The organism is Methylobacterium oxalidis (genome assembly GCF_007992195.1).
Lineage (GTDB): Bacteria > Pseudomonadota > Alphaproteobacteria > Rhizobiales > Beijerinckiaceae > Methylobacterium > Methylobacterium oxalidis.
Map to the genome: position 1 here is coordinate 1 of NZ_BJZU01000217.1, position 4330 is coordinate 4330.

Consider the following 4330-nt stretch of genomic DNA (forward strand, 5'->3'; position numbering starts at 1 on the left):
CTTAGAGGCCCGATCTCTCCTCAAGATGTAGGCGCGATCGGCGAAGCAGTGGGCCAGGAAGGGCCAACGGCGGCGCGAGGCGCGCAGCAGCGCGAGGCCGCCGTGGCTGTCGTGCAGATCAGCAGGCGAGACAGCAGCTACGAGCAGGCGCCCATCCGTGTCAGTGAGCGCGTGACGCTTGCGCCCAACGAGACGCCTGGCTGGATCGTAGCCGCGCGAACCTTCGACACCGACGCCGCCCGAGCGCGTCGCCTGGGCATCCAGGATGGCACCGCTGGGGCTTGCTTCGCATCCAGCTCGCTCGCGATCTGCCATCGCCAGGGTGTGGGCGAGACGCTCGAACACACCCGCCTGTGACAAGCGCAAGAACCAGCGATGAACGGTGGACCAGGGCGGAAACGCGTGCGGCAGATGCCGCCAGGCGCCCCCTGTCCTGAGCACGTACAGGATGCCATCGAGCACGGAGCGCATCGGTCAGCGGCGCGGCCGCCCTGTCGCGGCAGGAGTGGGCAGCAGAGGAGAAACGACTGCCCATTCGGCATCGGTCAGGCTGGTTGCGTAAGGCTGGCTCTCGCGCGCAAGTTCTGCGCGGGCGGCGGGCCGATCGCAGATCGGCGGGCGTCCACATCGGCGATCCGGGGTAGCGTCAGACACTCCCCCAACGCCCGCGATGCTCGCCGCTCACCCCATCAGCACGCCCTCACGCCGTTATGAAACGGGGTCTTACAGGATTGCAGATTTTTCATGATTCTGCAGGGAGATCTGCAGCCGACGGCTCTCCTAGACTAGGTAGACAAGCCTCATATCTTTGTTTCGGAAGAGGATGTGAAGTCGGAGGCCGTCATGCTCGCAAGGCTTCTTCTTGTGACCGCCCTGCTCTTTGCCTTGAGCCCGCCGCAGGCTGTGCTGGCGCAGCCTGCTGGTCGCGCAGGGGACGTAAGCCGACCAAGTTCACCGATCACGGCTCCTTACACGGCTCCGACGGGCCGAGTAGTGCCTCGTCCAGGCAGTTTTGATCCTGCCGCTACACGGGGGATTGAGAAGCGCACGCCGCAGCAGGACGAGGATAACGCGATCATGCGCGGGATCTGCACCGGCTGCACTTGACAGAAAGACATTCTCACTTCGCAGATCGGGGTAGTAGGGACTCACCTTACCGGCGGCTACCTGCTTAACCGCGGTTGAATTCCGCGACTCTCCTATCAAGATGCGCCGTGTGGTCTATTTCTCAGCATCTCCTTGGGACGTAGCTTCATCTCACAAGGATGTGGGCGCTCATTGGAAAACGTTGCAGCGCACTAATACCGATCCCAACAGAGTGTTGGGCCGATAAGGAGACCAGATGTACCGGGTGGTAAAGCGTCAATTGTGGGGCGTCGGGATTGTAAGCTCCCTTGCTATAGCAGCGGTGGCAATGCCTCCCGGACACGCCACGGCCCAGCCGCCTGCGGCACCGATCGATTTCACCACCATTGTCCGTCAGAAGATGCCGGCAGTTGTTGCCATTCTGACTAAGCAGATGATTGAGCTGCAGGATCAGGATGCATCGGAGGCAACCACACTAGAGGAGCTCTTGCGCAGGCGGTTTGGAGGGCGAAGGGGCGGGGGGATCGAAAGGCCAGCTCGTACATCGCTGGGATCAGGTTTTGTGATTAGCCGCGACGGCTACATCGTCACAAACAACCACGTCATCGGAAATGCGGCCGAGATTCACGTGCGGCTCGCCGACAAGACGGACCTTCCCGCCAAGCTCATAGGGCGGGACCCCGCGACTGACGTAGCCGTGTTGAAGATCGAACCGCCAGCTGGTCTCACGGTGGCATCATGGGGTGACTCCGACCGGATGGAGCCGGGGGCTTGGACGATTGCGATCGGCAGCCCATTCGGCCTAGGCGGTACCGTGACGGTTGGAGTGCTCTCCGCTCGGTCGCGCGACATCCAGGCTGGTCCCTACGATGACTACCTGCAGACCGATGCCGCTATCAACCAGGGCAACTCCGGCGGTCCTCTGTTCAACGCTGCCGGTGAGGTAATCGGGGTCAATACCGCGATATTCTCGCCCTCCGGCGGGAGCGTCGGCATTGGCTTCGCAGTACCCTCCCGAACAGCTCAGGCGGTTGCCGAGCAAATCATTCAGACCGGGCGCGTGGAGCGCGGCTTCGTTGGTCTGCGCCTGCAAGAAATCACCTCTGCCATCGCTCAGGCCCTTGGCCGTTCAGGCACTGAGGGCGCCTTGATTGCTGGTGTGGAGCCCGGTGGGCCAGCCGAAAAGGCTGGAGTTATGGTCGGCGACATCGTGACAGCCCTCAACGGTAAACAAGTCCAGAGTGGGCGGGATCTGTCCCGCAGGATTGCGGCGCTCAAGCCGGGAACTTCCGTCACCCTCGACGTGATCCGCGAGAACAAGACACACAGCTTCTCCATCAAGCTGGGGCATCGTGATGGCGGGCCGCCGGCGTCACAGACAGGCATGTCGGAGCTGGACGGCAGCAGACGGTTGGGCCTCGTGTTGGCTCCCGTTCCTGACGAGGCACGCATTCAGCTCGGTCTGACTGCCAATACACCTGGAGTGCTGGTGCAGAGAGTCGATCCCGGGAGCCCTGCAGCAGAGGGTGGTATGCAGCCAGGCGACGTGATCGTCTCAGTGAACAATCAGGCCGCCAGAGAACCCCCCGATGTAGCTAGGGCATGGTCCGAAGCACAGAAGCAGGGTAAGCCGGTCCTCTGCGGCCTGCTACGTGGTGGCCGGTTCATCTTCGTCGCAATCAAGGGATAGCTGAGATAGAGACCGATTCCTGAAAACCCGCTGGCATGCGCTGCGCACACCTGAGGCGAACTCAGTCGTGTGCTCCAGCTGCAAATCGCGTTCACTTCATGCTGAGCTGACGCCGCCCAAGCTATTCCAAAACAACTTGGGCAGCTGCGAAAATTGGCTTCAACGCGCGTGCGGTGTGACTAGTGCACTGACGTAGACAAACGTGCAGCGATCGGCCGGATTTTCCGCGGACTCGCAGCCGCTTAGCAGGCGAGCTCATGCGCGTTCGTCCGCGCCTGTGCACTAGCTGCTGCGCTATTCACACCATCAGGCGCCCCACTACATCTCACGCCGTGCTGATGTAATCGTGCATGGCCTGTCGTTCGGCCTCTAGCACAGCAAGCTGCCGTTCGATTACATCACGGATGGAGATGATGCCGACGAGCTTGCCGCTCTCGCACACTGGCATATGGCGGAACCGGCCCTCAGTCATCAGCCGCATCACCTCGTCGTTCGTGGTCTCGCGCCGGCAAGTGACAACCTTCCGGGTCATCTGGCTTGAGACCGGCAGGTCCAGGGCGGTCGCCCCATGGGCCGCAAGCGCGTGCATGATGTCGCGCTCTGAGATGATGCCGACAACAGTACGAGCCCCGTCCATGACGACGAGCGCACCTATGCCATTCTTGGTTAGCAGGTGGATGGCGTCCGCAAGCGGATCATCAGGCCGTACCGTGACGACAGAGGAGCCTTTCTCGGCCAGGATATGCGCAACGGTCATGATGTTCCTCCCTGAAGAAACACTACATAACGCGCGATAGCGGCCCGCCGCTCCCATCAGCCGGATGATCATACTTGAACCCGACCGCTCCATGCGGCCGACACAGCACAGGCGCGCGAATTTTCCCTTGTGATGTCTGTCAAAGTAGAAGGCGAAGCGGGCCGTAGCGCGTGCTGGTGCTTACTCAAGCTGCGGGCCAGAGAAACATCCACTGGAGTTGCTCACACGATCAGGTCTGTCCAGCTTCGACGCAGCGGCATAGGCCAACAGCGCGAACGCGGAGCCTCGCAGAAAGCCCGAGTTTGTCCGCTATTTACTCTTGTCTAACCTGAAAGCTCTTACGATATTCTCGGGTGCTCTGCTGAAGCAGGGCGGCAAGGCCCCGCCACATTCGCTAACTCTTCACGAGCCGAGGTTGTGGCCGGAGGCCTTGCCTACAGTAAGTGGCCTCCGAGCTTTATGGCGTCATCCCGAGAATGATCTTGCTCGTCACGCCGCAGATCTTTGATGAAGCCGACGAGCTGCTGGCACCTCGGAGCGCCGTGTTAGGCGGTGTTCTGGTCATGTGCTTCGGGTTCTCGGCCGCGGTGGTCTTCCGCGAGTGGAGGGCGTGGGCCGAAGTCGCTGTAGGCACCTGGCTCCTGGCGGCGCCCTGGCTTTTGCATTGGGAGAGGCTGTCGCGAGCGGCCTGTGCTCATATCGTCGTCGGGTCCGTGGTGCCCGGAATCGCAGCCAACGGGATAGGGAACAGCAGGGCTGGCATGCGGCCGCTCGAGTTCAGTCAACAACGAGGCACA

The 4330-nt window shown here is 61.7% G+C and carries 3 protein-coding genes and 1 pseudogene; 2 read left to right on the forward strand and 2 right to left on the reverse strand.

All coding sequences use genetic code 11. From position 1 onward, the window contains the following. A pseudogene (locus MOX02_RS29550) lies at window positions 1-612 on the reverse strand (IS5 family transposase); the annotation flags it as partial. A 730-nt stretch (window positions 613-1342) separates the two neighbouring features. Here MOX02_RS29550 and MOX02_RS29555 point away from each other — a divergent pair. Further along, window positions 1343-2776 (forward strand): Do family serine endopeptidase, encoded by a 1434-nt coding sequence (locus MOX02_RS29555; protein ID WP_147029338.1) that lies wholly within the window; start codon window positions 1343-1345, stop codon window positions 2774-2776. Window positions 2777-3101: 325 nt separating this feature from the next. On the opposite strand, the gene MOX02_RS29560 is transcribed toward MOX02_RS29555, so the two are convergent. Then, window positions 3102-3533: a CBS domain-containing protein gene (locus tag MOX02_RS29560; RefSeq protein ID WP_147029340.1), complete on the reverse strand. Its 432-nt coding sequence runs from the start codon at window positions 3531-3533 to the stop codon at window positions 3102-3104. A 482-nt stretch (window positions 3534-4015) separates the two neighbouring features. Between MOX02_RS29560 and MOX02_RS29565 the strand changes: the two genes are divergently transcribed. Beyond that, the coding region (locus MOX02_RS29565) for an SPW repeat domain-containing protein (RefSeq protein ID WP_170268049.1) at window positions 4016-4330 on the forward strand (315 nt) is incomplete at its 3' end.

Excerpts from the sequence above, each read along its gene's own strand:
- MOX02_RS29555 (WP_147029338.1), top strand. The coding sequence starts at position 1,343 with ATGTACCGGGTGGTAAAGCGTCAATTGTGGGGCGTCGGGATTGTAAGC.
- MOX02_RS29560 (WP_147029340.1), bottom strand. The coding sequence starts at position 3,533 with ATGACCGTTGCGCATATCCTGGCCGAGAAAGGCTCCTCTGTCGTCACG.